Source organism: Methylobacterium brachiatum (genome assembly GCF_900113845.1).
Taxonomy (GTDB): domain Bacteria; phylum Pseudomonadota; class Alphaproteobacteria; order Rhizobiales; family Beijerinckiaceae; genus Methylobacterium; species Methylobacterium brachiatum.
In genome coordinates, this window is the sequence record NZ_FOQW01000014.1 from 146660 (window position 1) to 171748 (window position 25089).

General features: G+C 69.1%; 21 protein-coding genes. 12 read left to right on the top strand and 9 right to left on the bottom strand.

What is annotated here, in order from left to right:
* The first annotated feature begins 52 nt into the window (after positions 1–52).
* The 5 genes from BMZ47_RS19435 to hpnK all read left to right on the top strand — a co-directional run bounded on the left by BMZ47_RS19435 (position 53) and on the right by hpnK (position 5518).
* Positions 53–1165 (top strand): flippase-like domain-containing protein, encoded by a 1113-nt coding sequence (locus BMZ47_RS19435; protein ID WP_091863840.1) that lies wholly within the window; start codon positions 53–55, stop codon positions 1163–1165.
* The gene (locus BMZ47_RS19440; RefSeq protein WP_007566221.1) at positions 1156–1770 is read left to right on the top strand and encodes an MlaC/ttg2D family ABC transporter substrate-binding protein; all 615 of its coding nucleotides are present in this window, start codon (positions 1156–1158) and stop codon (positions 1768–1770) included. Before BMZ47_RS19435 ends, BMZ47_RS19440 begins: the two co-directional genes overlap by 10 nt.
* Positions 1771–1857: 87 nt before the next feature.
* On the top strand, positions 1858–3066 hold the full coding sequence (gene hpnI, locus BMZ47_RS19445; RefSeq protein ID WP_091863841.1) for a bacteriohopanetetrol glucosamine biosynthesis glycosyltransferase HpnI: 1209 nt from the start codon (positions 1858–1860) through the stop codon (positions 3064–3066).
* Between the two features lie 56 nt (positions 3067–3122).
* Entirely contained in the window at positions 3123–4556 is a 1434-nt protein-coding gene (gene hpnJ, locus BMZ47_RS19450; protein WP_007566224.1) for a hopanoid biosynthesis associated radical SAM protein HpnJ, read from the top strand.
* A gap of 119 nt (positions 4557–4675) precedes the next feature.
* Entirely contained in the window at positions 4676–5518 is an 843-nt protein-coding gene (gene hpnK / locus BMZ47_RS19455; RefSeq protein ID WP_091863842.1) for a hopanoid biosynthesis-associated protein HpnK, read from the top strand.
* On the opposite strand, the gene BMZ47_RS19460 is transcribed toward hpnK, so the two are convergent.
* Positions 5487–5864 carry a type II toxin-antitoxin system VapC family toxin gene (locus tag BMZ47_RS19460; RefSeq protein WP_244536872.1) on the bottom strand — a complete coding sequence of 126 codons (378 nt, stop codon included), beginning with the start codon at positions 5862–5864 and terminating at the stop codon, positions 5487–5489. The genes hpnK and BMZ47_RS19460 overlap by 32 nt on opposite strands.
* A gap of 51 nt (positions 5865–5915) precedes the next feature.
* Entirely contained in the window at positions 5916–6182 is a 267-nt protein-coding gene (locus BMZ47_RS19465) for a type II toxin-antitoxin system Phd/YefM family antitoxin (protein ID WP_091863843.1), read from the bottom strand.
* Positions 6183–6324: 142 nt separating this feature from the next.
* Here BMZ47_RS19465 and BMZ47_RS19470 point away from each other — a divergent pair, with 142 nt between their 5' ends.
* Entirely contained in the window at positions 6325–7200 is an 876-nt protein-coding gene (locus tag BMZ47_RS19470; RefSeq protein ID WP_091863844.1) for a helix-turn-helix domain-containing GNAT family N-acetyltransferase, read from the top strand.
* 16 nt (positions 7201–7216) lie between these two features.
* Here the strand turns inward: BMZ47_RS19470 and BMZ47_RS19475 are convergent, their stop codons facing one another.
* On the bottom strand, positions 7217–9880 hold the full coding sequence (locus tag BMZ47_RS19475) for an MMPL family transporter (RefSeq protein ID WP_091863864.1): 2664 nt from the start codon (positions 9878–9880) through the stop codon (positions 7217–7219).
* 618 nt (positions 9881–10498) lie between these two features.
* Between BMZ47_RS19475 and hpnH the strand changes: the two genes are divergently transcribed.
* Positions 10499–11662, top strand: a complete 1164-nt coding sequence (gene hpnH, locus BMZ47_RS19480) for an adenosyl-hopene transferase HpnH (RefSeq protein WP_007566232.1) — start codon at positions 10499–10501, stop codon at positions 11660–11662.
* A 201-nt stretch (positions 11663–11863) separates the two neighbouring features.
* Positions 11864–14305, top strand: a complete 2442-nt coding sequence (locus BMZ47_RS19485) for an esterase-like activity of phytase family protein (RefSeq protein WP_244536873.1) — start codon at positions 11864–11866, stop codon at positions 14303–14305.
* A gap of 42 nt (positions 14306–14347) precedes the next feature.
* Here BMZ47_RS19485 and BMZ47_RS19490 read toward each other — a convergent pair whose 3' ends face one another.
* From BMZ47_RS19490 to BMZ47_RS19500, 3 genes are read right to left on the bottom strand one after another with little or no spacing between them, the layout of a single operon-like run.
* The gene (locus tag BMZ47_RS19490; RefSeq protein ID WP_091863865.1) at positions 14348–15133 is read right to left on the bottom strand and encodes a hypothetical protein; all 786 of its coding nucleotides are present in this window, start codon (positions 15131–15133) and stop codon (positions 14348–14350) included.
* 25 nt (positions 15134–15158) lie between these two features.
* Positions 15159–15359, bottom strand: coding sequence for a hypothetical protein (locus tag BMZ47_RS19495; RefSeq protein ID WP_007566240.1), 201 nt, complete (start codon positions 15357–15359; stop codon positions 15159–15161).
* The gene (locus tag BMZ47_RS19500; RefSeq protein ID WP_091863866.1) at positions 15356–16399 is read right to left on the bottom strand and encodes a hydantoinase/oxoprolinase family protein; all 1044 of its coding nucleotides are present in this window, start codon (positions 16397–16399) and stop codon (positions 15356–15358) included. Before BMZ47_RS19500 ends, BMZ47_RS19495 begins: the two co-directional genes overlap by 4 nt.
* Positions 16400–16405: 6 nt before the next feature.
* On the opposite strand from BMZ47_RS19500, the gene BMZ47_RS19505 reads away from it, so the two are divergent.
* Both BMZ47_RS19505 and leuD read left to right on the top strand, forming a co-directional pair.
* Positions 16406–17140, top strand: coding sequence for a HisA/HisF-related TIM barrel protein (locus tag BMZ47_RS19505; protein ID WP_091863846.1), 735 nt, complete (start codon positions 16406–16408; stop codon positions 17138–17140).
* Between the two features lie 66 nt (positions 17141–17206).
* The gene (gene leuD, locus BMZ47_RS19510) at positions 17207–17809 is read left to right on the top strand and encodes a 3-isopropylmalate dehydratase small subunit (protein WP_007566245.1); all 603 of its coding nucleotides are present in this window, start codon (positions 17207–17209) and stop codon (positions 17807–17809) included.
* 82 nt (positions 17810–17891) lie between these two features.
* On the opposite strand, the gene BMZ47_RS19515 is transcribed toward leuD, so the two are convergent.
* Positions 17892–19574, bottom strand: a complete 1683-nt coding sequence (locus BMZ47_RS19515; protein ID WP_091863847.1) for a methyl-accepting chemotaxis protein — start codon at positions 19572–19574, stop codon at positions 17892–17894.
* Positions 19575–20129: 555 nt separating this feature from the next.
* Between BMZ47_RS19515 and BMZ47_RS19520 the strand changes: the two genes are divergently transcribed.
* Both BMZ47_RS19520 and BMZ47_RS19525 read left to right on the top strand, forming a co-directional pair.
* Positions 20130–21329: a lytic murein transglycosylase gene (locus BMZ47_RS19520; protein ID WP_007566250.1), complete on the top strand. Its 1200-nt coding sequence runs from the start codon at positions 20130–20132 to the stop codon at positions 21327–21329.
* Between the two features lie 575 nt (positions 21330–21904).
* The gene (locus tag BMZ47_RS19525; RefSeq protein ID WP_244536874.1) at positions 21905–23476 is read left to right on the top strand and encodes a methyl-accepting chemotaxis protein; all 1572 of its coding nucleotides are present in this window, start codon (positions 21905–21907) and stop codon (positions 23474–23476) included.
* A 90-nt stretch (positions 23477–23566) separates the two neighbouring features.
* On the opposite strand, the gene rplS is transcribed toward BMZ47_RS19525, so the two are convergent.
* Together rplS and BMZ47_RS19535 are read right to left on the bottom strand one after the other, a co-directional pair.
* The gene (rplS, locus tag BMZ47_RS19530; RefSeq protein ID WP_007566254.1) at positions 23567–23980 is read right to left on the bottom strand and encodes a 50S ribosomal protein L19; all 414 of its coding nucleotides are present in this window, start codon (positions 23978–23980) and stop codon (positions 23567–23569) included.
* 135 nt (positions 23981–24115) lie between these two features.
* Entirely contained in the window at positions 24116–24871 is a 756-nt protein-coding gene (locus BMZ47_RS19535; protein ID WP_091863849.1) for a pyrimidine 5'-nucleotidase, read from the bottom strand.
* Between the last annotated feature and the right edge of the window lie 218 nt (positions 24872–25089).

A 25089-nucleotide genomic window follows, 5' to 3' on the forward strand; every position in this document is an offset into this window, starting at 1 on the left:
CGACCGTGACCGATTTCCCGCATCAAGCCATTTGCGAGCTTGAAAGACCATTATGAAGCGCCTGACGACCTTGGCCTCGATCGCCGGTCTCTGCACAGTCGTCGGCCTGTTCATGTCTTCCGGCCTGGAGGACGTGTCGGCCGCCGTCATGAGCGCCGGCTGGGGCGCCGCCCTCGTGGTGGTCGCCCGCCTTGCGGCCGTCGCCTGGGCGGGGCTCGGCTGGCACGTGGTGTTCCCGGCGGGCGCGGCCCGGCTGGTCGACTGCGTCTCGCTGCGGTTCGTGCGTGAGGGAATCAACACGCTGCTGCCGGTGGCGACCGTGGGCGGCGATTTCGTCGGCGCACGGCTGATGTCCAAGCGCGGCGTCCCGGGCGCGATGGCCGGCGCCAGCATGTTCGTGGACCTGATGACGCAGGCGCTGACGCAGCTCCTGTTCACCGTCATCGGCCTCGGCCTGCTGGTCCTGATCGCCGGCGACGGCCCGATCGCCCGGACGGTGGCGGGCGGCCTGGCCGTGGCCGTGCCGGCGCTGGGCGCCTTCTATCTCATCCAGCGGCGGGCCGGGCACCGGATCATCCAGGGCCTGATGAGCCGCTTCGCCTCGGGCCGCGAGTGGCGCGCTTTCGGCGCCATCGACCAGCTCTACGACAGCCTGCGGAGGATGTACGGCAACCACGGCCGCTTCGTCGCCGCGCTGGCGATCCACCTCGTGGGCTGGGTCATCGGCACCCTCGAAGTCTATGTCTGCCTGCATTTCATGGGCTACCCGGTCGATTTCGCCCAGGCCCTGGTGATCGAGAGCCTGGCTCAGGCGGTCCGCGGCGCCGCCTTCGCGGTGCCGGGCGCGCTCGGCGCCCAGGAGGGCGGCCTGATCGCCCTGTGCGGCCTGTTCAACATTCCCGCCGAGGCGGCCCTGGCCCTGTCGCTGGTCAAGCGCTTCGCCGATCTCGGGGTCGGCGTGCCGGGCCTCCTGCTCTGGCACCGGATCGAGGCCAAGCTCGCGGCCGAGACCGCGGTGGAGACCGATCGCGAGCCGGACGTCGCCATCGGCCGCACGGCCAAGCTGGTGCCGCAGCCGGCGACGCTCGGCCCGTTCTACAGCTACGCCCCGCCCCGCATGGGTTCGCGGATCGGCGATGGCGAGGAGTTGAAGAAGTGCGCCTGACCCGTCGGCTCGCGGCCGCTGCCTTGCTGGCCGCCCCCCTCCTCGCTCCCGTCTCCGCCTGGGCCGCGGACGATCCCGCGGTGCAGACCGTGCGCGATCTCTACGCCGCCTTCACCGACGCCTTGAAGGATGGCCCGAGCCCCCTGCCCGCCCGGGTCGCGGCCGTGGGGCCGGCGCTCGAGAAGGCGTTCGACTTCCCGGCCATGACCCGCGTCGCGGTCGGCTCGAAATGGTCGGGCTTCACCCCGGAACAGCAGGCGGCGGTCACCGACGCATTCAAGCGCAGCCTGACCGTCACCTACGCCAATCGCCTCGCCCGGGCCGCCGGCGGCAAGTTCGAGGTGACCCCGAAGGTCGAGGAGCGCGGCAGCCAGCGCGTCGTGCCGACCCGGGTCACCGCGGCCGACGGCGACGATTCCGCGGTCGATTTCGTGGTGAATGCCGAGAACCGCATCCAGGACGTGCTGCTCAACGGCGACGTCAGCGAGATCGCCGCGCAGCGCAACGCGCTGTCCGCCCCGTTGAAGTCGGGCGGCGCCGACGCGGTGGTGAAGTTCCTCCGTCAGCGCGCCGACGGCATGCTCGCCGCAAAACCGACACCGTGACTACCGACGCCGTGCGTGCCGCCCTGATCGGGCCGCACGCGGCCATCGCCGCCTGAGGCGGCCGGACGACCGCACGGACCCGACCGGATGGATTTCACCGCCCTGGCGCTCACCGCATTGTCGTGGCTCTCGCTGCTCTGCCTCCTGCTGGCGGTCGCGGGCTGCCTCTATGCGCTGGCGGCCGCCTACCTGGCCGGCCGCTTCGCCGCCCGGCCCGTGCCGGCGCTGGCGGCGGACGCGCCCCGCCCGTCCGTGACGGTGCTCAAGCCGCTCTGCGGCCTGGAGCCCAACCTGTACGAGAATCTCGAGACCGTGCTGCGCCAGGATTATGCCGGCCCGGTCCAGGTGGTGTTCGGTGTCCAGAAGGCCGCGGACCCGGCCATCGGCGTGGTGGAGCGGCTCAAGCAGGCCTATCCGGCCGCCCGCATCGACCTGGTGATCGACGGCCGGCAGCACGGCTCGAACCGCAAGGTCTCGAACCTGATCAACATGGCCGAGCGGATCGCCCACGACGTGATCGTCCTGGCCGACAGCGACATGGTGGTCCGGCCGGATTACCTTGAGCGGCTGGTCGCCGAGCTGTCGCAGGACGGCGTCTCCGGCGTCACCTGCCTGTATCACGGCGTCCCGGCCTTCCGGGGCCTCTACGACCAGCTCTCGGCGCTGGCGATCGACGTCCAGTTCCTGCCCAACGTGGTGATGGGCCTGAGCCTCGGGCTCGCCAAGCCGTGCTTCGGCTCGACCATCGCGTTCACCCGGGCGAACCTGGAGGCGGTGGGCGGCTTCCGCCGCTTCCGCAACGACCTCGCCGACGATTACGCGATCGGCGCCGCCCTGCGCGGCCTCGGCGGCCGGGTGGTGATCCCGAGCTTCACCATCGGCCATACCAGCGTCGACACCGACCTCTCCGGCCTGTGGCGGCACGAGCTGCGCTGGAACCGCACGATCCGCAACGTCGACCCGGCAGGCTATGCCGGCTCGATCGTGACCCACGCCTTCCCGCTGGCCCTGGTGGGCGCGCTCCTGCCTGGCGCCGGCACCGGCGCGCTGGTGGTGGCGGGCCTGGCGCTCGCCGGCCGGATCGTCCTGTGCCGGCAGCTCGAGCGGGCCTTCGGCCTCGCCCCGCACCCCTACGGACTGTTGCCGATCCGCGACATCCTCTCCTTCCTGAACTTCTCCTGGGCCTTCGTGTCGGGGGCGGTGACATGGAAAGGTCATGATTATCACGTGGTTGCGGACGGTACTCTGATCCCGGACGCCGACCTCGGTCACGACGCCGGCGCGCCCACCCGCTGATCCCGGCTTTCGCTTCCTCACCCCTCCCCCGGCAACGCCCTGAGGCCTTGAACCCCATGCGCACGCTCTTCCTCCAGGCCCCCACCTTCGACGGTTTCGACGGCGGTGCCGGCTCCCGTTACCAGGCCAAGCGCGAGATCAAGTCGTTCTGGTACCCGACCTGGCTGGCCCAGCCGGCCGCCCTGGTGCCGAACTCGAAGCTGATCGACGCCCCCCCGCACAACATCAAGCTTCCCGAGATCGTGGCCCAGGCCAAGGATTTCGACCTCGTCGTGCTCCACACCTCGGTGCCGTCGTTCAAGTCCGACGTGAAGACGATCGAGGCGCTCAAGGCCGCGAACCCGAAGCTGATCGCCGGCCTGATCGGCGCCAAGGTCGCGGTCGACGCCGCCGGCGCGATGGCTCAGGCCCCGGTGGTTGATTTCTGCGCCCGCAACGAGTTCGACTTCACCGTCAAGGAAGTCGCCGACGGCGTCCCGATGGCCCAGATCAAGGGTCTGTCCTATCGCGATGCGAACGGCGTCGTGGTCCATAACGAGGACCGCGAGATCATGACCGACATGGACCAGCTGCCCTTCGTCACCAGCGTCTACAAGCGCGACCTGGAGATGGAGAAGTACTTCATCGGCTACCTGAAGCACCCCTACATCTCGTTCTACTCGGGCCGCGGCTGCAAGAGCCGCTGCACCTTCTGCCTCTGGCCCCAGACGGTCGGCGGGCACACCTACCGCACCCGCTCGGTCGCCCACGTGATCGAGGAGATCAAGTACTGCCTGAAGGAGTTCCCGCAGACCAAGGAGTTCTTCTTCGACGACGACACCTTCACCGACAACCTGCCGCGCGCGGAGGAGATCGCCCGCGAGCTCGGCAAGCTCGGCGTCACCTGGTCGTGCAACGCCAAGGCGAACGTGCCGCGTGAGACCCTGAAGGTGCTCAAGGAGAACGGCCTGCGCCTGCTGCTGGTCGGCTACGAGTCCGGCAACCAGACCATCCTGCACAACATCAAGAAGGGCATGCGGGTCGAGGTCGCCGAGAAGTTCACCAAGGATTGCCACGAGCTGGGCATCGCCATCCACGGCACCTTCATCCTCGGCCTGCCGGGCGAGACCAAGGAGACGATCCAGGAGACGATCGCCTTCGCCAAGCGGATCAACCCGCACACGATCCAGGTCTCGCTGGCGGCGCCCTATCCGGGCACCTTCCTGTACAAGCAGGCGGTGGAGAACGGCTGGCTCGACATCGAGAACGCCGAGCTCGTCGACGAGAACGGCGTGCAGGTCGCGCCGCTGCACTACCCGCACCTGTCGCACACCGAGATCTTCACCTCGGTGGAGGAGTTCTACAAGAAGTTCTACTTCCGGGCCCCGAAGATCGCCTCGATCGTCGGCGAGATGGTGCGCTCCCCCGACATGATGAAGCGTCGCCTGCGCGAGGGCGTGGAGTTCTACCGCTTCCTCAAGGAGCGTCAGGGCACCGCCAAGGCGGCGTAAGTCAGGGATCCGGGGCCTGCGGCCCCGGCGGGGAGCGGGGCGGAGCCCCGCCCCTACCCAGGGCTCCGCCCTGGACCCGCGAGAGGGCTCGCCCTCTCGACACCCCTTACGAGGTCGTTGTGAAGCGTCTTGTCGTTACGGCCGATGATTTCGGGCTGAGTCTCGAGGTCAACGAGGCCGTCGAGCAGGCTCACCGGGAGGGGATCCTCACCGCGGCGAGCCTGATGGTCTCGGCGCCTGCCGCCGCCGATGCCGTGGCCCGGGCGAAGCGGATGCCGTCCCTGCGGGTCGGCCTCCACCTCGTGCTCGTCGAAGCTTGGCCGACCCTGCCGGCGGCGCAGCTGCCCGACCTGACCGATGCCGACGGCCTGATGCGCGCCGATATGGCCCGGGTCGGCCTCGACCTCGCCCGCAAGCCCGCCGCCCGGCGCCAGCTCGCCGCCGAGATCACGGCGCAGTTCGAGGCCTACCGGGCGACCGGCCTGCCCCTCGACCACGTCAACGCCCATAAGCATTTCCACGTCCATCCGCTGATCGCCGGCGCGGTGCTGCGTATCGGCCGCGACTACGGCATGCGGGCGATCCGCGTCCCCCGGGAGCCACGCCAGCTGCTCCGCCGGGCCGAGTCCAGCGCCCGGCCCCGGCCGGCCCTCGACATCGCCCCCTGGTCGGCCCTGCTCGCCGTGCGCGCCCGTCAGGCCGGCCTGCTGATCCCCGACCGGACCCTCGGGCTCGCCTGGTCCGGCGCCATGACCCCGCTGCGCGTGGCGGCGCTCCTGGCGCAGCTTCCGGACGGCCTCACCGAGCTCTACACGCACCCGGCCACGGCCGGCGGCTTCCCCGGCGAGGCGCCGGGCTACCTCTACGCCGCCGAGCGCGACGCGCTGATCGCCCACGCCTCCCGGGCGGCGGCGGATGCGTCGGGTGCGGTCAGGGGCGGGTTTTCGGACTTTTCGGGTTAGGGGCGTCCGAAGTTGCTGCGAAGCGAGCCGCTAGAGGGTGGTCTCGCAAGGCATGGTCAACCGTAACGAGGCAGCGGCCTTCTATGAGGCACTGCGCCAGCAACATCCTGTCGAACGGGTCACGCGTCGGCGGCATCGGTTCGATGGCCGCGACGGCGTGCGAAGCCGTGATTGGCAGCATACCGATGCCGACCGCCTCGAAGAACTCTGCCAACATCCCGAGCGGCATGCCGGGATCCAGTTTACCGAGACGCGCCTTGATTGCGATCTCCCAGAGGCTCGCGGCGCTGGCCGCAAGATCCATATCAGGTTGAGCAAGTGCCCGCGATCGACGGACTGACTGCATCGAGCCGCTTCAGCGCGATGGCGAGAAGAATGTGGCTGTCGAGCAGCAGCCTCACGAGCCGGACGACGGCTGAATGAGGAAATCCTCGGCTAAGGGTTCGTCGAAATCGTCCGCGATGAAACCTGAACCGCGTGCAATTCCGTGGGCGCGCAAGAACGCCTCGCCAGCCTCGATGTCGAGTCCACGTCCCCGGCGATGGGGCACCAGGTCGAACACCGGCTTGCCGTTCCGCGTCACAACGATGATCTCGCCGCCTTCGACGCGCGCGGCGAGCTCCACCAGGGCCGTTGCTGCTTTCTCCAACGCGATCGTCGTCATGCAGCGAGGTTAGAGCGCGTCGCATTCGCTGGGAAGATGCTCGTTTAAACGTGCCCTCAACGGACGCGCAGACGCGTTCCGGTGCTGCCAGCTCGCCCCTCTTTGGTTGACCGCCCATAATGTCTGACTAAGGTCAGCTATTATGGCATCCGATTCGATCGCCCGCTTTCGCCGCTTCGCCCGTGCCGTCACCGCGGAGGTCGGCGCCCTCGACAGCTCGTTCCTCGGCCGGGGCCGGCCCCTCGGGGCGGCCCGGGTGGTGAACGCGATTGGCGCCGGGCGCATGGACGTGGCCGAGATCCGCGCCTACCTGAATCTCGATTCCGGGCTGATGAGCCGACTGCTGCGCAGCCTCGAGGACGAGGGCCTGGTCACCACCGAGCCGCATCCGGACGACGCCCGCCGTCGAGTCGCGCGCCTCACGGAGGCGGGGCAGCGCGAGTTTTCGGCCTACGAGGGCCTGTCCGACGCGCGCGCCTCGGCCCTGCTGGAGCGCGCGCCGCGCGCCGAGGAGCTCCTGCGCGCGATGGATCTGGTTGCCCTGACGCTCGGCCGCGACCGGATCACCATCGCGGAATCCGACCCGCGCGGCGAGGCCGCCCTGTCCTGTCTGGAGGCGTATTATGCCGAATTGGCGCGCCGGCTGGAGACCGGGTTCGACGTCAGGCTCTCGTGCGATCCCGAGGCCGAGGCGATGGTCCGGCCGCGCGGGGCGTTCCTGCTCGCGATGGCGGACGGCCTGCCGGTGGGATGCGTCGGGCTGAAGGGCAGCGGCGGCCCGGTCGCCGAGGTCAAGCGGCTCTGGATCGACCCCGCAGCCCGGGGCTTCGGCCTCGCCCGCCGGCTGATGCACGCCGTCGAGACGGCAGCTCGCGAGCTCTCGGTCGCGGTGCTGCGCCTCGACACCAACAGCGCGCTGCCGGAGGCCCTGGCGCTCTACCGCAAGACCGGCTGGGTCGCGATCGATCGCTTCAACGACGACCCCTACCCCGACCACTTCTTCGAGAAAACGCTCTGAGCGCTCCGGAGCCGACCTACTTGGCCGGCACCGGATCCGACGGGGCGGTGCTCTTGCGCAGCGCGGCCGCGGCGGCCTTCTCCCCCTCCGGGCGGTCGTCGTCGCCCTGCGCGGGCGGCTCGCCCAGGGTCGCCGGCACCACGAAGAACGCCGCGATCAGGGTGAAGAACAGCGACAGCGCCAGCAACTTGCCCATGCTGGCCGTGCCCGGATGGCTCGACAGGACCAGGGAGCCGAAGGCGCTGCCGGTGGTCAGCGCCGAAAAGAAGATCGCCCGGGTCAGGCTCGAAGCCAGCATGTCGGTCACGCCCGCCCGCCACGCGATCACGTAATAGATGTGGAACGCGACGCCGACCGCGAGCATCAGCGGCAGGGCGATGATGTTGGCGAAGTTCAGCGGCATGTCGATCAGGCGCAGGGCCATCAGGGTCCACAGGGTCGCGATGACCAGCGGGCCCAGGGTCATCGCCACGTCCCAGGGCTTGCGCAGGGCCACCGACAGGATGACGAAGATCAGCACGAACGCCGTGATGGCCGCCTGCACAAAGGCGCCGAGGATCGTGTAGGTCGACCGCGTCGTGGCCACGGGGGCGCCGGTCGCGTGCGGGGCGACCTTCAGCACCTCGTCCGAGAAGGTGCGCAGCACCTCGTCGTCGTTCGAATCACCCCTGGGATGAACCTCGATGCGCGCGCGCCCGTCCGCCGCGACCCAATCGGCCTTCAGCTGCGGCGGCAGGTTGTCCAGCGTGATCTTCTCCGGATGGAGCAGGTCGCGCAGGCGCTGGAGCAGCGGCACGAGATCCTTGGTCAGGGCGACCGAGGCCGCCTCGCGCATCTGCACCGGGCTGCCGGCGAGCGTGTCGAGGGTGCCGGCGAGCTGCTTGGCATTCTGGGCGCCCGCGGCCTCCTTGCCGTCGCCCGCGACGCCGTTGAGCGCCGCGGCGGCGTCCTTGAGCGCCTTGACGTTCTCGGCATCGGTCGGCGGCGGCGGCTTGCGGCCGGGATTGAGCACCGGATCCAGGAGCTGCGCCGTGTCAGCGATCGCCGCGAGCTTCTTGTCCTGGTCCCGCGGCACGAAGGTGTCGATACTGTTGACCGACGAGGTCACCGGCAGCGCCGCAAGGGTCTTCGACAGGGCTGGGACCGCGTCGACATTGGGGGCCAGCACGTCGATCAGGTTCGGGCTGGTCTCGGGGTTCTTGATCAGGTCGAGATAGGTCGCGATCGATTCCGTCTTCGCGCTGCGCAGGTGCATCGGATTGGAATCGAAGGGCAGGTGCCAGAGCAGCGGCGCCCCGGCCAGGGTCACGACGCCGACCGCGATCAGGATCGGCTTGCGCTTGCGGATGATCCACGGATCGACGCCGACCAGCCACGCGGTCTGCACCGCTTCCTTCTCGCCCTTGGGCTCGAACACCGCGATCAGCGCCGGCAGCAAGGTCAGGGAGAACAGGTAGGCCACGACCATGCCGACGCCGGCGATCAGGCCCAGCTCCGAGACGCCCCGGAAGGCGGTGGGCAGGAAGGCGAAGAAGCCGGCGACCAGCGACACGGCGGCCAGCGTCAGCGACCAGCCGACCCCGCGGGCGGCGGCCCGGATCGCGCTCTGGAGTGTCGGCTGCTCGTAGCGGTCCGCCCGGTAGCGCACCGAGAACTGGATGCCGAAATCGATGCCGAGCCCGACGAAAAGGGCCGCGAAGGCCACCGAGATCGGGTTCAGCTCCTTGACCATGATCAGGCCGAGGGCGGCGGTGACGATGAGGCCCGCGAAGGTGGTGATCAGCACCGCGCCGACGAGCTTGCCGGAGCGCAGCGCGAGCCACAGGAACAGGACGATCGCGCCGACGATGATGCTGTTGTTGAGGGCCGCATCCTCCGAGAGCGTGGCGAATTCCTCGTCCGCCACCGCGACCGTGCCGGTGAGCCGCATGCGCAGGCCGTGCTCGGAATCGATCTTGAGATCCTGCGCGACGTTGCGGATCAGCTTGGTCGCCTGGTAGCCGGGCTCCAGGGCGTTGAAGTCCAGCACCGGCTGGATGATCACGAACTTCATCTTGTCCGTGACACTGCTCTGGCCGTTGGCCAGCAGCTCCTGCCACGACATCCGCGCGGGCTTGCCCGCCAGCACCTTCTGCAGGGTGGCGTCGATCTGGCCCATGGGCTTGTCGAGGTCTTCGAGCTTGGCGTCGCCGGACTTCACGCCGCGCGCGCCGAGCGACAGCACCCGCATGACGCCGCGCAGGGACGGGTCGGCAGCCAGCGGCCCGAGCAGCCCCTGCTGCTGGGTCAGCTCCTCCAGCGTCTTGTCGAGCTGGGCCTGGGGCATCAGCAGCAGGCCGTTCTTGTCGAAGAACGGGCCGCCATCGGGCCGGTAGACGGTCTCGATCAGGTTTTTGTGGGCGGTCAGCGCCTTGGCCAGGTTGGCGGCCGCCTCTTCGGTCTCCTCGGGCGTCTCGCCGTTGATGACCGCCACGATGGTGTTGCCGCGCTGCGGGAACGCCTTCTCGAAATTGATCTCGTCCTGGCGCCAGGGCTCCTTCGGGTCGATCAGCCGCTCGACATCGGTGTTGATGCGGAACAGATGCGCCGCGACTCCCAGGCTCGCGACCGTGATGAACGCCATCAGGGCGATCACGATCCACCGATACCGCACCGAGAACGCGACGAGACCTTCGATCACGAGCACCCTGCCTGTTCGCCCCGGACGCGCCCCATGCGCGACCGGCTATTCCCAACCGTCCCGGCCGGATCGGCGCGACCGGCCCTGCCGGATTCGAGCGCCCACATGAAGGCCGCCGCGCGATCCGCGCGAGCGCCCTTCGCATTCGGGGGACGCCGCACCGCCCAATCTGGTCGCGCGAAGCGCGGGTGCAAGCCGGGCCTGTCCCGGACGGGACGCTGCGCAGCCGCTCGCCGCGGGCCACCCCTTGCAACGCGGCCACAGGGCTCAGTAAAGAGGGCGTCCCCAGATTGCAACGCGATCGCCGCGGCGCGGTCCTTGCCTCGCCCGATGTGCGGTAGCGCACTGCAATCCTGGGATGGGGACAAGAATCTTGGGATTACGGTCGCATTGCCGACGCAATGCACGTGCTGTCCTCAACCGTCAGGCGACCCGACCCGCCGATACCTCCGCGTCAAGCGCGTGTGGCTCGGTTGCGTCAGGAGCAGAATAAGTCGTTATGGCCTCGCCGAAACGGGGTCGTTTCAGATTAGTTCCAAGCTACATCGCTGGAATTCGAGTTTTTTTCGCGGTAAGCACCCCGACGCCCCGGGGCCGACGCAGTAAGGAGCCGCAATCTTGGGTATCCCCCTCCGGTACGTCGCGAAGATCGGCGGCTACATCCTCAAGCAGCACCTCACGGGCCGCAAGCGCTACCCGCTGGTGATGATGATGGAACCCCTGTTCCGCTGCAATCTCGCCTGCGCCGGCTGCGGTAAGATCGATTACCCGGACGAGATTCTGAACAAGCGGCTTCCGGTCGCCGACGCGCTCGAATCCGTGCGCGAGTGCGGCGCCCCCGTGGTGGTGATCGCCGGCGGCGAGCCGCTGCTGCACAAGGATCTGCCGCAGATCGTCCAGGGCATCATCGATCAGAAGAAGTTCGCGATCGTCTGCACGAACGCGCTTCTGCTCGAGAAGAAGATCAAGGACTACAAGCCGAGCCCGTACTTCACCTGGTCGATCCATCTGGATGGCGACAAGGAGATGCACGACCAGTCGGTGTGCCAGCGCGGCGTTTACGACAAGGCGGTCTCGGCCATCGCCAAGGCGAAGGAGATGGGCTTCCGGGTCACCATCAACTGCACCTTCTTCAACAATTCCTCGCCCGAGAAGATCGCCGACTTCTTCGACAGCGTGACCCGGATGGGCATCGACGGCATTACCGTCTCCCCCGGCTACGCCTACGAGCGCGCCCCCGACCAGAAGCACTTCCTGAACCGCAAGGCGACCAAGGAGCTGTTCCGCGGCGTGTTCCGGCACGGCAAGGAGAAGGGCCGCGAGAAGTGGACCTTCCAGCAGTCGGGCCTGTTCCTCGATTTCCTGGCCGGCAACCAGACCTACCATTGCACCCCCTGGGGTAACCCGACCCGCACCGTGTTCGGCTGGCAGAAGCCCTGCTACCTGCTCGGCGAGGGCTACGCGGCGACCTTCAAGGAGCTGATGGAAGAGACCGACTGGGACGCCTACGGCACCGGCAACTACGAGAAGTGCGCCGACTGCATGGTCCATTCGGGCTACGAGGCCTCCTCGGTGGTCGATTCGGTCCGCAAGCCCTGGAAGCCGCTGGTGCACGCGATCCGCGGCATCAAGACCGACGGCGCCATGGCGCCGGAGGTCAGCCTGGAGAACCAGCGCCCCGCCGAGTTCGTGTTCTCGCGCAACGTCGCCCAGAAGCTCTCCGAGATCAAAGCGGCCGGCGTCGACACCAAGCAGGAAGCCCGCAAGCGCACGGCTGCCTGATCGGCACGCACTATCGCGTTCAAGAGGCCGCCGCGGGGTTCCGCGGCGGCCTTTTTCGTTCGTGCCGCCCACCAGAGGAATGACCGGTCAAAGCAGACATACAGGTGTCATCCGAGTTTCCTAGCTGCGGCCAAGCTTGGGGGCGAGATGATGGCACGAGGAACGCGCGCGGCGCAGGTTGCGGGGGCGATCGGACTGTTGGTGGCAGCGGCCAGTTCAGCCGCCGCTCAGTCGCAGGCGGTCAGGACGCCGAACCTGATCTATGCCGACGGCCCGGTCGCGGTCGATCTCAACGGTTCGACCTTCGTCAATCACGGTCTTCAGGGTGTCGGGCGGATCTCCGCCTCGACGCGCGACTTCCTGGGCGACACGCTCGGCTCGTTCTCGTCGCTCGCGATCGATCCGAGCACGTGGCGGCGCACCGGCGCCGGCTATAGCGGCACGCTCTACACCTTGCCGGACCGGGGCTATAACGATCCGAGCGGCGGCCTGTTCTCCGACTATGCCGGCCGCCTGAACCGGTTCACGTTCACCCTCGTGCCCGAGCCGGGCGTGAATCTCCCGCAATCGACGGCCTCCCAACGGCAGATCACGCTGACGCCGAGCGGTGGGATCGTCCTGACCGACGCCAACGGCCAGCGCTTCAGCGGGCTCGACCCGAGCACGGGCACCACCGTGCAGCTCGGTCGGGTCCTGCCTTCGGCCGCCACCGGTCCGAGCGCCGGCCGGATCAGCCTGGACGCCGAGGGTTTGGCCCGGCGGCTCGACGGATCGTTCTACGTCAGCGACGAGTACGGCCCGAACATCTACTATTTCAACGCGAGCGGCCGGCTTCAGGGCGTGCTCGGCATTCCCGACGCGTTCCGGCCGGTCACGAACGGTCAGGTGAACTTCAATTCCGTGACCCCGCCCGATACGGGGCGGCGCAACAATCAGGGATTCGAGGCGCTCTCGCTGACGCCGGACGGCCGCAGCCTCGTCACCATCCTGCAGAGCGCCACGCTGCAGGATTCGGGGCCGGGCCAGCAGCAGCGCGCCAACACCCGGATCCTGGTCTACGACATCTCGACCAATCCGACCCCGGCGGCGCCGGTGCGGGGGTATGCCCTGCAATTGCCGGTCTACCGGGACAACGGCGATGGCGGCGCGCCGAACCGCACGGCGGCGCAGAGCGAGATGCTCGCCCTCAACGACACCCAGTTCCTCGTCCTCTCACGCGACGCGAACGGCCTCGGCACCGGCAACACCACGCCGATCGTGTTCAAGAGCGTGCTGCTCGTCGATATCGGCGGGGCGACCAACCTCGCGGGCACGGTCTTCGACGGGACGACCCCGATGGCGCCCGGCGGCGTCCTGCGCTCCGACATCCGGCCGGCCCAGGCGACCGAGCTGGTGAACATGCTGAACCCGGTCGAGCTCGGCCGGTTCGGCATGAACCTCAACACCAACCCGGCGACGCGCACGACCCTGTCGGAGAAGATCGAGGCGATGGGCCTCGTCCCGGTCCTCAGCGAGCTGGCCCCCAACGATTACTTCCTGCTGGTCGGCAACGACAACGATTTCCTCACCCGCCGGGGCGTCGTGAACGGCGAAGCCTACGATGCCGGGATCGAGAACGATTCGATCCTCCTCGCCTACCGGCTGACGCTGCCGACCTATGTGGATCCCTACTCCCTCGCGGTGATGAAGCGGACCGCACCCATCGTCCTGCAGGGGCTGGGCAGCGCGACGCTGGGCTACGCGGCGTCGGCGACGCAGGGCGTCCAGGACCATCTCTCCGCCCTGCGCCGGGGCACGGGCCTCGCCGGCCCGTGGAGCCAGGCCGGCGGCGTCTGGGTCGGCGGCAACTTCCTGTTCGCCGATCAGCCGCGGAACGGCGATCTCACCCTCGACCGGACGATCCTCCAGGGCAGCGCCGGTCTCGACCTGCCCCTCGACGGTCCCTGGCGGGCCGGCGTCGCCCTGGGCGGCGGAGGCGGCACGCTCAGCCGTCCGGGCGGGTTCCGGCAGGAGCACAGCGCCTTCACGATCTCGGGCTATGCCGGCTATTACGCGCCCGACTTCTACGTGCAGGGCATCGTCGGCGGCGCCCCCGATATCGCCCTCGACCGGATCACCCGCCCGGCGGCCTACGGGCTGACCGCCAGCGCCCGGACCTCCGCCAGCGCCCTGGCGCTCGACATCGAGGCGGGACGCCCGTTCCGGATCGGCGATTTCGGCCTGACGCCGTTCGTCGGGCTGACCCATCTGGCCGGTCACGTCGACGGCTTCACCGAGACCGGCGCGGCCGGCAACAACGTCGCCTATCGCGGGCTCAACGTCTTCCAGACCACCACCCGTCTCGGGGCCGAGCTGGCCTTCTACGGCTTTGGCGACGTGATCCCGTCGTTGCGGGTCGCCTACAACCTCGCCACCGGCCCGCAGGGCAGCACCGGCTTCGCCCGGCTCGCCAGCGTCCAGAACCCGCTGGCCGGGGCCTCGATCCCGGTGCCGTTCCTGCGCGACGATTTCGTGAGCGCCGGGGCCGGCCTGCAGGGCAGCCTGACCGAGCAGCTGGGCTGGCGCGTCGACTACCTCGCCTCGGTCGGCACGCGCGCCGGTATCGGCCACGGCGTGACGGTGGGCCTGCGCTATCAGTGGTGAGCGGGGGACGCAGCGGGGGGAATCGCCCTGCCCCCGCTGGCCTCAGCCTGCCGCCCGAATGCGGCGTCCGACGAACAGCCACGGCAGCACGCAGGCCGCCGACAGGGCGATCGAGACCGCGTAGGCGGTGACCATGTCGGTCCGGCCGAGCAGCAGGTGGATGCAGACGTAGAAGGCCAGCACTCCGAACGCCCCCTGGGCGCTGCCGCGGACCACGTCGAGGGAGGCGCGCACGCCGTCCTGAAAGCGGGCGAAGGCGATGAGCGGCCAGGAGATGATCGGGATCGGCGCCAGCAGGCCGCTCAGGCCGGAGCCGAGATAGGGCGCGAGCGTCGAGACCAGCAGCACCAGCGCGGTCGCCGCAGCCAAGCGCGCCGGCATGTCCCAGCGCGGCGGCCGCGGACGGCAGGCCGGCGCATCTGGCCCTGCCGCCTGCGGGCACAGCGCCACCACGAGCGCCATGATCGGCACGTCGATCGCGGTGGCGAGCCATAGACCGGGCCGGATCAGCCCGTGCAGCAGGAGGCCGCCGAGTATGAAGGCCGACAGGGCGGCGCAGAGGGAGGCGACCGGCCCCATCCGCGGGGCGCACACGGCGTAGGCGAGATAGCAGAGCGTCACCGCCCCGAGCCCCTCCACCGAGCCGATCGCGGCCTCGGCGGCGAAGCCCGCGCCCTGCTCGAGGGCGAGGTAGATCGAGATCGGCGCCGAGGTGAGCGGCAGGCCGGACAGCACCCCGCCGACCAGGCTGCCCCAGCGGCGTGACGCCGCCGACACGGCCCACATCAGCGTCGGGGTGATGGCGATCTTGGCGGCGATCAGGCTCATCGCGGGCTCCCGGCGCCCGCCCCGCTCACGCCGCGTCCGGCGGCTCCCCATCGTCCGGCACGGCCGGCGAATTCAAGATATCCTCCAGCTCGTCCACCAGCCGGTCGATCTGATCCTCGGTGGCGAGCACCTTCAGGACCTCGCCGGATTCGGTCTCCACGGCCAGCTCGATATGCGGCCCGACCCGGGTCGTCAGGACCCGGGCCAGGATCTTGATGGCGCTCATGCGAATGTATCCTCCGAGGCGATGAGGCCGACCGCGACGGCCGGCCCGCAGGTCGAGATCCAGTCGGGCTCGCCGGCGACGCGCTCGCGCAGCAGGTCCACCAGCAGGCGGGCCGGACGCCCGAGCCGCTCGGCCAGGCGTGGTCCGAGGAACGCACCGGCGCCGCAGACGATCAGGGGGGCATCCGTCGGCAGGTCCGGCCGGGAAAGCAGGGTCGCGGCTGCATCGTGCAGCAGCCGCAGCTGCGCCTCGGCGAAATGCGCTGCCAGCAGCGCCCAGGCTTCGGGCGTGCCCTCCCCCCGGTCGCGCCCGACGATCCGGGCGAGCCGGGTCTGGCTCTCGGGGATGGACTTGCCCTTGCGGTCGCCGCTGGCCTGCTGGTCGGCGCCTTCCGGGAGCAGGCCGAGGATCCGGTACACGTCCGCCATATGGGCGAAGGTCTCGGTCATCAGCCGGGTGCGGCGGCCCGCGAACGGGGCATCGTGGGCGAGCGCGATCACCGGGGTGCGGACGATCCCGGTATAGACGAGTTCCCCCGTCTCCAGCCGCTCGGCGTCGCTGTAGCCGGCGGCGGCCGGGCGGCCGCCGACGATGGGGATCAGGTCGGCGGTGGTGGAGCCGATATCGACGAGGAGCGCGTCCGGGGCGTGCCGCCCGGCCAAGGCCGCGGTGGCGTGCCAATTGGCCGAGGCCACGTCGGCGAACAGGTCGGCCGCCGCCTCCGGGGCGACCAGGCCGGAGCGCCCGGCATAGATCCGCACGCGGCCGGACAGGTGCTTGCCCGCCCAGTTCGACAGCGCCGCGACGCCCTCGCGCCGGTCGGCGAAGCAATCCGTCAGCTCCCCGGTCATGGTCACGGCGTGACGCGCCTCGCCGCGGGCCCAGTCGGGCAAGGCCGCCAGGGAGCCGTCGAGGGCCGCGACGCCCTGCCAGAGCGGGCACGGGACCTGGGACGCCGCGACCACCCGGCCCGCCTCGACCAGGGCGGCCTTGACGTGGACCCCGCCGAGGTCCCACCCGATCTGCTTTGCGACTGGCATGGGCATATGACCGCGACGCGCGCCTCAACGGATGATGGATTCGGGCATCCCGGCTTCGCGGTGATCCCGGTGCTCGACCTGCGCGGCGGCCGCGTGGTGCGGGCGCGCCGGGGCGAGCGCTCCTCCTATGCCCCGATCGAGACGCCCTTGGCAAAGGGCTCCGAACCCGCCGCCGTGGCGCGCGGGCTGCTCGCTGCGTGGCCGGCCCGGACCCTCTACGTCGCCGATCTCGACGCGATCATCGACGCGGCCGCTCCGGATCTCGCTACTCTCGACGCCATCGCCCGGGCCTGCCCGGGGATCGGCCTGTGGGTGGATGCGGGCTTCGCCGCGTTCGAGGGCGTCGCGGCGTTCCTGGCCGCCGGCCTGGGACGGCCGGTGATCGGCAGCGAGAGCCAGTCGGATGCCGGGCTCGTGGCACGCCTCGGCGACCGCGCCGTTCTGTCCCTCGACACCCGAGGGACCGAGCGTCTCGGCCCGGCGGCGCTGCACGACGATCCTGCGCTCTGGCCGCCCGACGTGATCGCGATGACCCTCGCCCGGGTCGGGGCCGGGGCCGGTCCCGATCTCGAAGCCCTCCAGGCCCTGCGGACGCCGGGCCGCCGGGTCTACGCGGCCGGCGGCGTGCGCGGGCCGGACGATCTGCGGGCGTTGCGGGAGGCCGGGATCGCCGGAGCTCTGGTCGCCTCCGCGCTCCACGACGGCACCCTGCGGTACGCCGAGGCCGGGGACCTGGCCTGACGCTTCCGGGCGGCCCCCGAGGCTGCTAAACCGCCCCCAGACCCAGCCTTCAAGAGCCTGCAGACGATGGAAAAATTCACCACGCTGGAGGGCGTCGCGGCGCCCATGCGGATCATCAACGTCGACACCGACCGGATCATCCCCAAGCAGTACCTGAAGACGATCAAGCGCACCGGTCTCGGCAAGGGCCTGTTCGCCGAGATGCGCTACAAGGACGACGGCTCCGAGAATCCGGATTTCGTGCTCAACAAGCCGGCCTACCGGAACGCCAAGATCCTGGTCTGCGGCGACAATTTCGGCTGCGGCTCCTCCCGGGAGCACGCCCCCTGGGCGCTCGCCGATTTCGGCATCCGCTGCGTGATCTCCACGAGCTTCGCCGACATCTTCTTCAACAATTGCGCGAAGAACGGCATTCTGGCGATCACGGTCTCGCCGGAGGATCTGGAGAAACTCTTCGAAGACGCCGAGCGCGGCTCGAACGCGACCCTGTCGGTGGACCTCGAGGCCCAGACCATCAAGGGGCCGGACGGCGGCACTCTGCATTTCGACATCGACAGCGGCCGCAAGCACAGCTTGCTGAACGGCCTCGACGAGATCGGCCTCACCCTGCAGCGCGGCGCCGCGATCGACGCCTACGAGCAGAAGCTCGCCGCGCGGGAATGGGCCTGATCGGTCAGCTCCTGGAATGCCGGATCTGCGCCCGATCGCAACGGGATCGGGCGCAGCCTTGAGGTCGTGACGAGCCCTCCGCTCAGGCCGCCTTCACGTCCGCCAGGAAGGTGGCGACGGCGCGGCTGAGGTCGTTCGAGTTCTGCGAGAGGCCCTGGGCTGCGCCGAGGACCTGGGACGCCGCCGAGCCGGTCTCGCCGGCGGCGCGCTTGACCTCGACGATGTTGCCGGTCACCCGATCCGTCCCCGAGGCGGCCTGCTGGACGTTGCGGGCGATCTCCTGAGTCGCCGCACCCTGCTCCTCGATCGCCGCCGCGATCGCGGTCGAGCTGGTGGCGATCTCGCCGACGATGCGGGCGATCGACCGGATGGCCGAGACCGCGTCGCCGGTCGCCGTCTGGATCGCGCCGATCTGCGCCCCGATCTCCTCGGTGGCGCGGGTCGTCTGCCCGGCCAGCTCCTTGACCTCGCTCGCGACGACGGCGAAGCCGCGCCCCGCATCGCCGGCGCGGGCCGCCTCGATCGTGGCGTTGAGCGCCAGCAGGTTGGTCTGCCCGGCGATCTGCGAGATCAGGGCGATCACGCTGCCGATCTTCTCGGCGCTCTCGGCCAGCACCTGCACGGCGCCGTCGGTCTGGATCGCCTCGTCCGAGGCCGCGCTCGCGGCCTGGGCCGCCCGGGTCACCTGACTGTTGATCTCCCGGATCGAGATCGACAGCTCCTCCGTGGCCGCGGCCACGGTGTTCACGTTCGAGGAGGCCTGCTCGGCGGCGCTGGCCACCGTCTGCGCCTGCGCGTCGGTCTCCTCGGCGATGCCGGTCATCGACTGCGCCGTCGCCTCGAGTTCGGTGGCCGCGCCGGCCAGGGCCTGCGTCAGGCCGGAGACCTCGGTCTCGAAACGGTGCACCACGGCGTCGAGATGGGCGGCGCGGCGGGCCTTGGCGTCGGCTTCCTGCGCCGCCGCCGCATCGCCGGCCCGCTTGGCGATCAACGCCTGCTTGAACACCTCGACCGCCGCGGCCATCCGGCCGATCTCGTCGCGCCGGTCGCTGCTCGGAACGGCGACGTCGAGGTTGTTGCGGGACAATTCACCCATCACCAGCGTCATGGCGCGCGTCGGGACGGCGATCAGGCGGGTCAGCAGGACGGCGCCCGCGATGGCCGCGGCCAGCAGGGCGACCAGGGAGATCAGCGTCGTCAGATAGGATGTCGAGAAGGCTTCGGCGGCGTCGGCCTGGCGGCTCGCCAGCAGCGTGCGCTCGCGCGCATCGATCTCCGCGACCTTGGCCCGGATCCCGTCCATGAGCGTCTTGCCGGCCCCGCTGGCCTCCCGCGCCCGCGCCTCGGCCTGCGTGCCCGGCTGACCCATCAGCGCGATCTCGGGCTCCGCGATGTCGGCCTGCCACCGCTTGGCCAGGGTCTCGATCGCGGCGATGCGGGTCTGCTGCTCAGGGTTGTCGCTCGTCAGCGTCCGCAACCGCTGGAGGGCGGCGTCGAAGGCCTTCGCGCCGCTCTGGTAGGGCGCCAGGAAGACCGGGTCGCCCGCCACCAGATAGCCGCGCAAACCGGTCTCACGATCGATCAGCGTGGTGATCAGCGACGCGTTCACGTTCAGCACGTCGTAGGTGTGCTCGGACCAGCCGATCGAGGTCTGGATGAAGGATAGCTTCCGAAAATTGATGACACCGGTGCCGATGGCGATAAAGATCAGTATCGCGAATGCGCCCACGACTTTCTTCGCGATCGAGAGGTCCGACAGGCGCATGACTGATGTTTCTCCCGATGCGGCGGCGACAATTCCCGATCCTATGGACGGCCGAGAATGAATCAATTGCCGTCAAGAATATCCACAATTTGCTTGAGACGGCAAATCCTGCGCCGCAGCGAAGCTTGTTTCCGCTTATGATTAAACAAAGCTATTCATCTCATGTCTTCGATATTCATATTGGAATTTGTAGGCCTTACAAAGTGCGTGTCCGTCTAAGTCTGTCGTCCAGCGCATAAAGGCGAGAATACCGGACTATCCGGCCATCATCACGCTTCACGCACGCCCGAGACTGCAGTGCGTTGCAGCGCGCCCGGCGAACGCCCGCGACGGGGGCGGGCCGCATTGCCGAGGACGGCCGTGCCTCGGCGCAGGGATCGACCGTCATGCGGCTGCGTGACGGTGGCGGCGTCCGGACGCCCTGCCGGTGCCGGGCGTCCGGACGCCGGCGAGCCTCCAGGCCGGACGGCCGATCATGCGCGACCTAACCGGTCCTTAACCCTCGTATTGCCTGATTCGAACACCATACAACGGACGTCGAACGGGAACGCCAGGATGCGGATTCACACCCTCGGATCGGGCGTCGCGCTCGGGTTCGGTCTGCTCGCAGGCCTGGCTTCGGTGCCCGCGCGCGCCGATTTCGACTCCTGCCTCGCCGGCCTCCAGGGTCAGGCGGCTTCGGCCGGTGTGTCGGCCCAGACCTTCCAGGCGGCCACCCGCGGCATCAGCTTCGACGACAAGGTGATCGAGCTCTCGCAGGCGCAGCCCGAGTTCAAGACGCCGATCTGGGACTACATGGCGGCGCTCGTCGACGACGAGCGGGTCGAGGACGGGCGCGCGGCCATGCGGCAGCACGCATCCGCCCTGGCCCAGGCCGAATCGCGCTACGGGGTCGACCGCTACACGATCGCGGCGGTCTGGGGCGTCGAATCGAATTTCGGCAAGAACCTCGGCAAGATGCCGCTGGTGCAGTCGCTGGCGACGCTCGCCTGCTCGAACAACCGCCGCCGGGACTTCTTCCGCGGCGAGCTGATCGCGACCCTGCGGATCATCGAGCGCGGCGACATCGCGCCGGAGCGGCTCACCGGCTCCTGGGCCGGCGCCTTCGGCCAGACCCAGTTCATGCCGACCACCTATCACCGGCTCGCGGTCGATGGCGACGGCGACGGCCGGCGCGACGTCGTCGATTCGGTCGCCGATGCGGTCGGCTCCACGGCGAACTTCCTGCGCGTCGCCAAGTGGCAGAACGGCCAGGTCTGGGGCTACGAGGTGAAGCTGCCCCGCGGCTTCAGCGTCGGCGCGGCCGGGCGCAAGAACAAGAAGCCGATCGCGCATTGGGCCTCCCTCGGCGTGACCCGGGTCGACGGCCGCCCGCTCTCGGGCGAGGGGCCGGCTGGCATCATCGCACCCGCCGGCATCGACGGGCCGGCCTTCCTGGTCACCAAGAACTTCGATGCGATTTATTCGTACAACGCGGCCGAATCCTACGGGCTCGCCATCGCGGTCCTGTCCGACCGCCTCCGCGGCAAGGCCGGCGTCCAGGCCGCCTGGCCCACCGACGATCCGCCCCTGTCGCGGGCCGAGCGGCGCGATCTCCAGACCCGGCTGGCCGCCCGCGGCTACGATGTCGGCGAGCCCGACGGCAAGGTCGGCCAGAAGACCCGCGACGCGATCAAGGATGTGGAGCGCAAGCTCGGCATGACGCCCACCGGCCGCCCCGGCGGCAAGGTTCTCGAGGCCCTGCGCGGAAGCTGAGCCCGATCCCGGTCGCGCATGGGTGTGATCCGGCGGCGCACATGGCCGCCGGGCGCAGCGATCGCGGGACGCTGATCCCGATCCCGCCTCCAGCTTGCACCCGCCCACCCCGTCCGAGGCGGGACCTCGGCGACCGCGATGGTCTCGGTGGGAGGCAGGCGCTTCTGCGCGACGGAGCATTAATCCGTCCCCGATCGCGGATCAGCCATGCAATGAAGAGATGGATCGGCGGCGCTGTAGCCGAACTGTCGTATTCATCAATATATGTATATGCATAATTTCTCGATGCCGTTGAAGGCGCGGCGCGCAAAAATAGTATGAGATCCAAACTATAGATATCGGCCGTGTCCAATATTAAATAAATTCATAATACCAATACGTTTTTTAAGATCTAAATCTTGAGTTGCGTGCGTCTGCTGGGATATATTAGTTCCGACGCGCGTTAAATTGAGATTAAAATGAACATCTCGCTCGCAAATTTGTCATTGTCGCACAAGCTTTCGCTTCAAACGCTCCTGACATGTCTGATCATCGCGCTGATCGGCGGCGTGGGATTGAAACTATACGATCGCGAAATGCGCGACGAGCGCGTGCAATCGCTGCGGACCATCGTCGAGCTGGTGCAGTCACGCGCCCAGGCCCTCGACGAACGGGTGAAGGCCGGGACCCTGACCAAGGATGCGGCCCTGTCCGAGCTGGCCGAGTCCACCATGACGATGCGCTACAGCGGCGGGACGAACTACATCGCGATCTACACGATGGACGGCGTCGCCCTCGCCGCGATGAACCGCAAGGATATCGGCAAGAACCAGATGGACCTCGTCGTCAACGGCGTGCCGATCATCCGGGCGTTCATCGAGCGCCTGAGGGCGTCCGATACGGCGATGCTGGAATACGAATATCTCCGGCCCGGACGGGAGGGCGTCTTCCCGAAGGTGTCCGTGGCGACCCGGTTCGCGCCCTGGGACATCTTCATCGTCACCGGCGCCTATATCGACGACATCGCCGCGGCATTCCGCTCGCTGGCCTTCACGGTGCTGGCTCTGCTGGTCGGTATCGTCGGGGTCTCGGTGCTCGGCTCCCTGCTGATCGGGCGCAGCATCACCCGGCCGCTCGGGCGCCTGCACCGGCGGATGCGGACCCTCGCGGAGGGCGACATCACGAGCCCGGTCTCCGATACGGAGCGGGGTGACGAGATCGGCCGGATGGCCGAGGCCGTGGAGGTGTTCCGTCAGGCCATGGTCGCCAAGGGCGAGATGGACGTGGCTGCGGCTCGGGACGCCGAAGCCAAGATCGAGCGGGCCCAGGCCCTCGACGCCCTGACCCGTCAGTTCGAGGGCAATGCCGGGACCCTGATGCAGGGCCTGACCTCGGCCGCCACGGAGATGCAGGCCAGCGCCGCCACGATGGCGCAGAGTGCGGAGCGGACGAGCACCCGCTCGGCGCAGGTGGCCGAGGCCGCGCAGGAGACCTCCGCCAGCGTCCAGACCGTGGCTGCGGCGACCGAAGAGATGTCCACGACGATCCGGGAGATCTCCGGCCAGATGGCCCGCTCGTCGGCCATGATCGGGCAGGCCGCGACGGAGGCGCAGCGCACCGACGCGATCGTGCGCGATCTCGCCGAGGGCGCGGAGAAGATCGGCGCCGTCGCCAGCATGATCGCGGCGATCGCCAGCCAGACGAACCTGCTCGCGCTCAACGCCACGATCGAGGCGGCGCGGGCCGGCGAGGCCGGCCGCGGCTTCGCGGTGGTCGCCTCCGAGGTGAAGGAACTCGCCGGCCAGACCGCGCAGGCGACCGCGGAGATCGCGACCCGGGTCGGCGCGGTGCAGGCCTCGACACGGCAGGCCGTGGAGGCGATCCAGGAGATCGGCCGCACGGTCACCGAGGTCAACACGCTGGCCACCAGCGTCGCGGCCGCGATCGAGGAGCAGGAGGCGACGACCGGCGAGATCGTGCGCAGCGTCGCGCAGGCGGCCGACGGCACCAGCACGGTGACGGGCAACATCGCCGACGTCTCGACCGCCGCCCAGGAATCCGGGAAGGCGGCCGAGCAGGTTCTGGGCGCCGCCTCCGAGCTCGCGCAGAAATCCGGGCGGCTCTCCGCGGAGATCACCCACTTCCTCGACCGGGTCCGGGCCGCCTGAGCGGCGGGCCTAAAAAAACCGGCCCGGCAGAGCCGGACCGGTTGAAACCCTCGGAATTCCCCCGGCTGCGCGCCGGGGGCGTCCCGCCTCTTACTCGGCGGCGGCCGGCGCGGCGGCCGAAGCCTCCTTGGCGGCGTCCTTGGCCTTGTAGCGGTCGGTGCGCTCGACGATGCGGGCCGACTTCCCGCGACGGTCGCGCAGGTAGTACAGCTTGGCGCGACGCACCTTGCCGCGGCGGGCGACCTTGATCGAATCGATCATCGGCGAGTGGACCGGGAAGACGCGCTCGACGCCCTCGCCGTAGGAGATCTTGCGAACCGTGAAGCTCTCGTTGAGGCCGCCGCCCTGGCGACCGATGCAGACGCCCTCGTAGGCCTGGACGCGGGTGCGCTCGCCTTCCTTGACGCGGACGTTGACGATGAGCGTGTCGCCCGGCTCGAAATCGGGAATGGTCTTCGCGAGGCGCGCAACTTCCTCGCGCTCCAGCTGCTCGATGATGTTCATGGCATAGCTCCAGCCGTTGCGCCGTGCCGCCCCTCATGGGCAACCGGCACCAGGATTTCGGCGATCCTGTTGTGAGTTGGGCGGCTCTCTACAGGATCGCCGCCGGCTTGTCGATTGGGGATGCGCGGCGCCGCGTCAGGTGCGATCCGCCCGCAGCGACGTGCGTGTCACCTCGGGCAGCACGCAGGCGGACAGGAAGGCCGCGAGATCGTCGGTGATGTGGTCGATATGCGGCTCGCGCACCGCCTCCTGCTCGAAGGCTTCGCGGTAGGGGTCGACGATCTTGGGCACCACCAGCACGGTGGCCATGCCGAGATCGTGCGGCACCGCGAGGTTGCGGGCGATGTCCTCGAACAGCACCGCCCGGGTCGGCTCGACCCCGTGGGCCTCGAGGAACCGCTCGTAGGTCGAGCGCTCGGGCTTGGGGACGAAATTGGCGGCCGCGATGTCGAACACGTCCTCGAAATGGTCGAGGATGCCGAGCTTGGCCGCGACGTTCTCGGCGTGCCGGCGCGAGCCGTTGGTCAGGATCAGCTTGCGGCCGGGCAGCCGCTCGATCGCGTCGCCGAGATTCTGGTCGAGCTTGATCGTCGAGTGGTCGATGTCGTGGGCGAAATCGAGGAAGTCGTGGGGATCGACCCCGTCCTCGGTCAGCAGGGCCGTCAGGGTCGTGCCGTAGCGGTGGTAGAAGTATTTCTGCAGGGCGCGGGCCGAGATCCCGTCGAGCCCGTAGAGACGCATGACGTAGAGCGTGATGCGCTCGTCCACCTGCGGCCAGACCTGCGCGTCGCTCGGATACAGCGTGTTGTCGAGGTCGAACACCCAGGTGTCGACATCGGAAAACCCCCGGGCGGCGGGAGTGGTGAACTGGGCTTTCTCCGGGTGGTGCACCGTGTCCCTTTGAAATCCTGATCCGGCGGGATTCTAGGGCCATGCCCGATCGCGTTGCAATCGGATGCGGTCCTCACCCCTCGGTGCGGCGCGGACCCGGCCGCCGATCCTCGCGGAATCGGCGGCCTGGGAATGGTCAGGCTCGCAGCGCAGGCTTGCGCCAGCCTGAGCCCGGACAACGACAATGCGCGGGCGGAGCGGGCGTTTCCGCGTCCGAT

Coding starts and splice junctions, on each gene's coding strand:
- leuD (WP_007566245.1), top strand. CDS start 17,207: ATGGAAAAATTCACCACGCTGGAGGGCGTCGCGGCGCCCATGCGGATC.
- BMZ47_RS19525 (WP_244536874.1), top strand. CDS start 21,905: ATGCGCGACGAGCGCGTGCAATCGCTGCGGACCATCGTCGAGCTGGTG.
- rplS (WP_007566254.1), bottom strand. CDS start 23,980: ATGAACATCATCGAGCAGCTGGAGCGCGAGGAAGTTGCGCGCCTCGCG.
- BMZ47_RS19520 (WP_007566250.1), top strand. CDS start 20,130: ATGCGGATTCACACCCTCGGATCGGGCGTCGCGCTCGGGTTCGGTCTG.
- BMZ47_RS19490 (WP_091863865.1), bottom strand. CDS start 15,133: ATGAGCCTGATCGCCGCCAAGATCGCCATCACCCCGACGCTGATGTGG.
- hpnJ (WP_007566224.1), top strand. CDS start 3,123: ATGCGCACGCTCTTCCTCCAGGCCCCCACCTTCGACGGTTTCGACGGC.
- BMZ47_RS19495 (WP_007566240.1), bottom strand. CDS start 15,359: ATGAGCGCCATCAAGATCCTGGCCCGGGTCCTGACGACCCGGGTCGGG.
- BMZ47_RS19505 (WP_091863846.1), top strand. CDS start 16,406: ATGACCGCGACGCGCGCCTCAACGGATGATGGATTCGGGCATCCCGGC.
- BMZ47_RS19500 (WP_091863866.1), bottom strand. CDS start 16,399: ATGCCAGTCGCAAAGCAGATCGGGTGGGACCTCGGCGGGGTCCACGTC.
- BMZ47_RS19465 (WP_091863843.1), bottom strand. CDS start 6,182: ATGACGACGATCGCGTTGGAGAAAGCAGCAACGGCCCTGGTGGAGCTC.
- BMZ47_RS19460 (WP_244536872.1), bottom strand. CDS start 5,864: ATGCAGTCAGTCCGTCGATCGCGGGCACTTGCTCAACCTGATATGGAT.
- BMZ47_RS19515 (WP_091863847.1), bottom strand. CDS start 19,574: ATGCGCCTGTCGGACCTCTCGATCGCGAAGAAAGTCGTGGGCGCATTC.
- hpnI (WP_091863841.1), top strand. CDS start 1,858: ATGGATTTCACCGCCCTGGCGCTCACCGCATTGTCGTGGCTCTCGCTG.
- BMZ47_RS19435 (WP_091863840.1), top strand. CDS start 53: ATGAAGCGCCTGACGACCTTGGCCTCGATCGCCGGTCTCTGCACAGTC.
- BMZ47_RS19470 (WP_091863844.1), top strand. CDS start 6,325: ATGGCATCCGATTCGATCGCCCGCTTTCGCCGCTTCGCCCGTGCCGTC.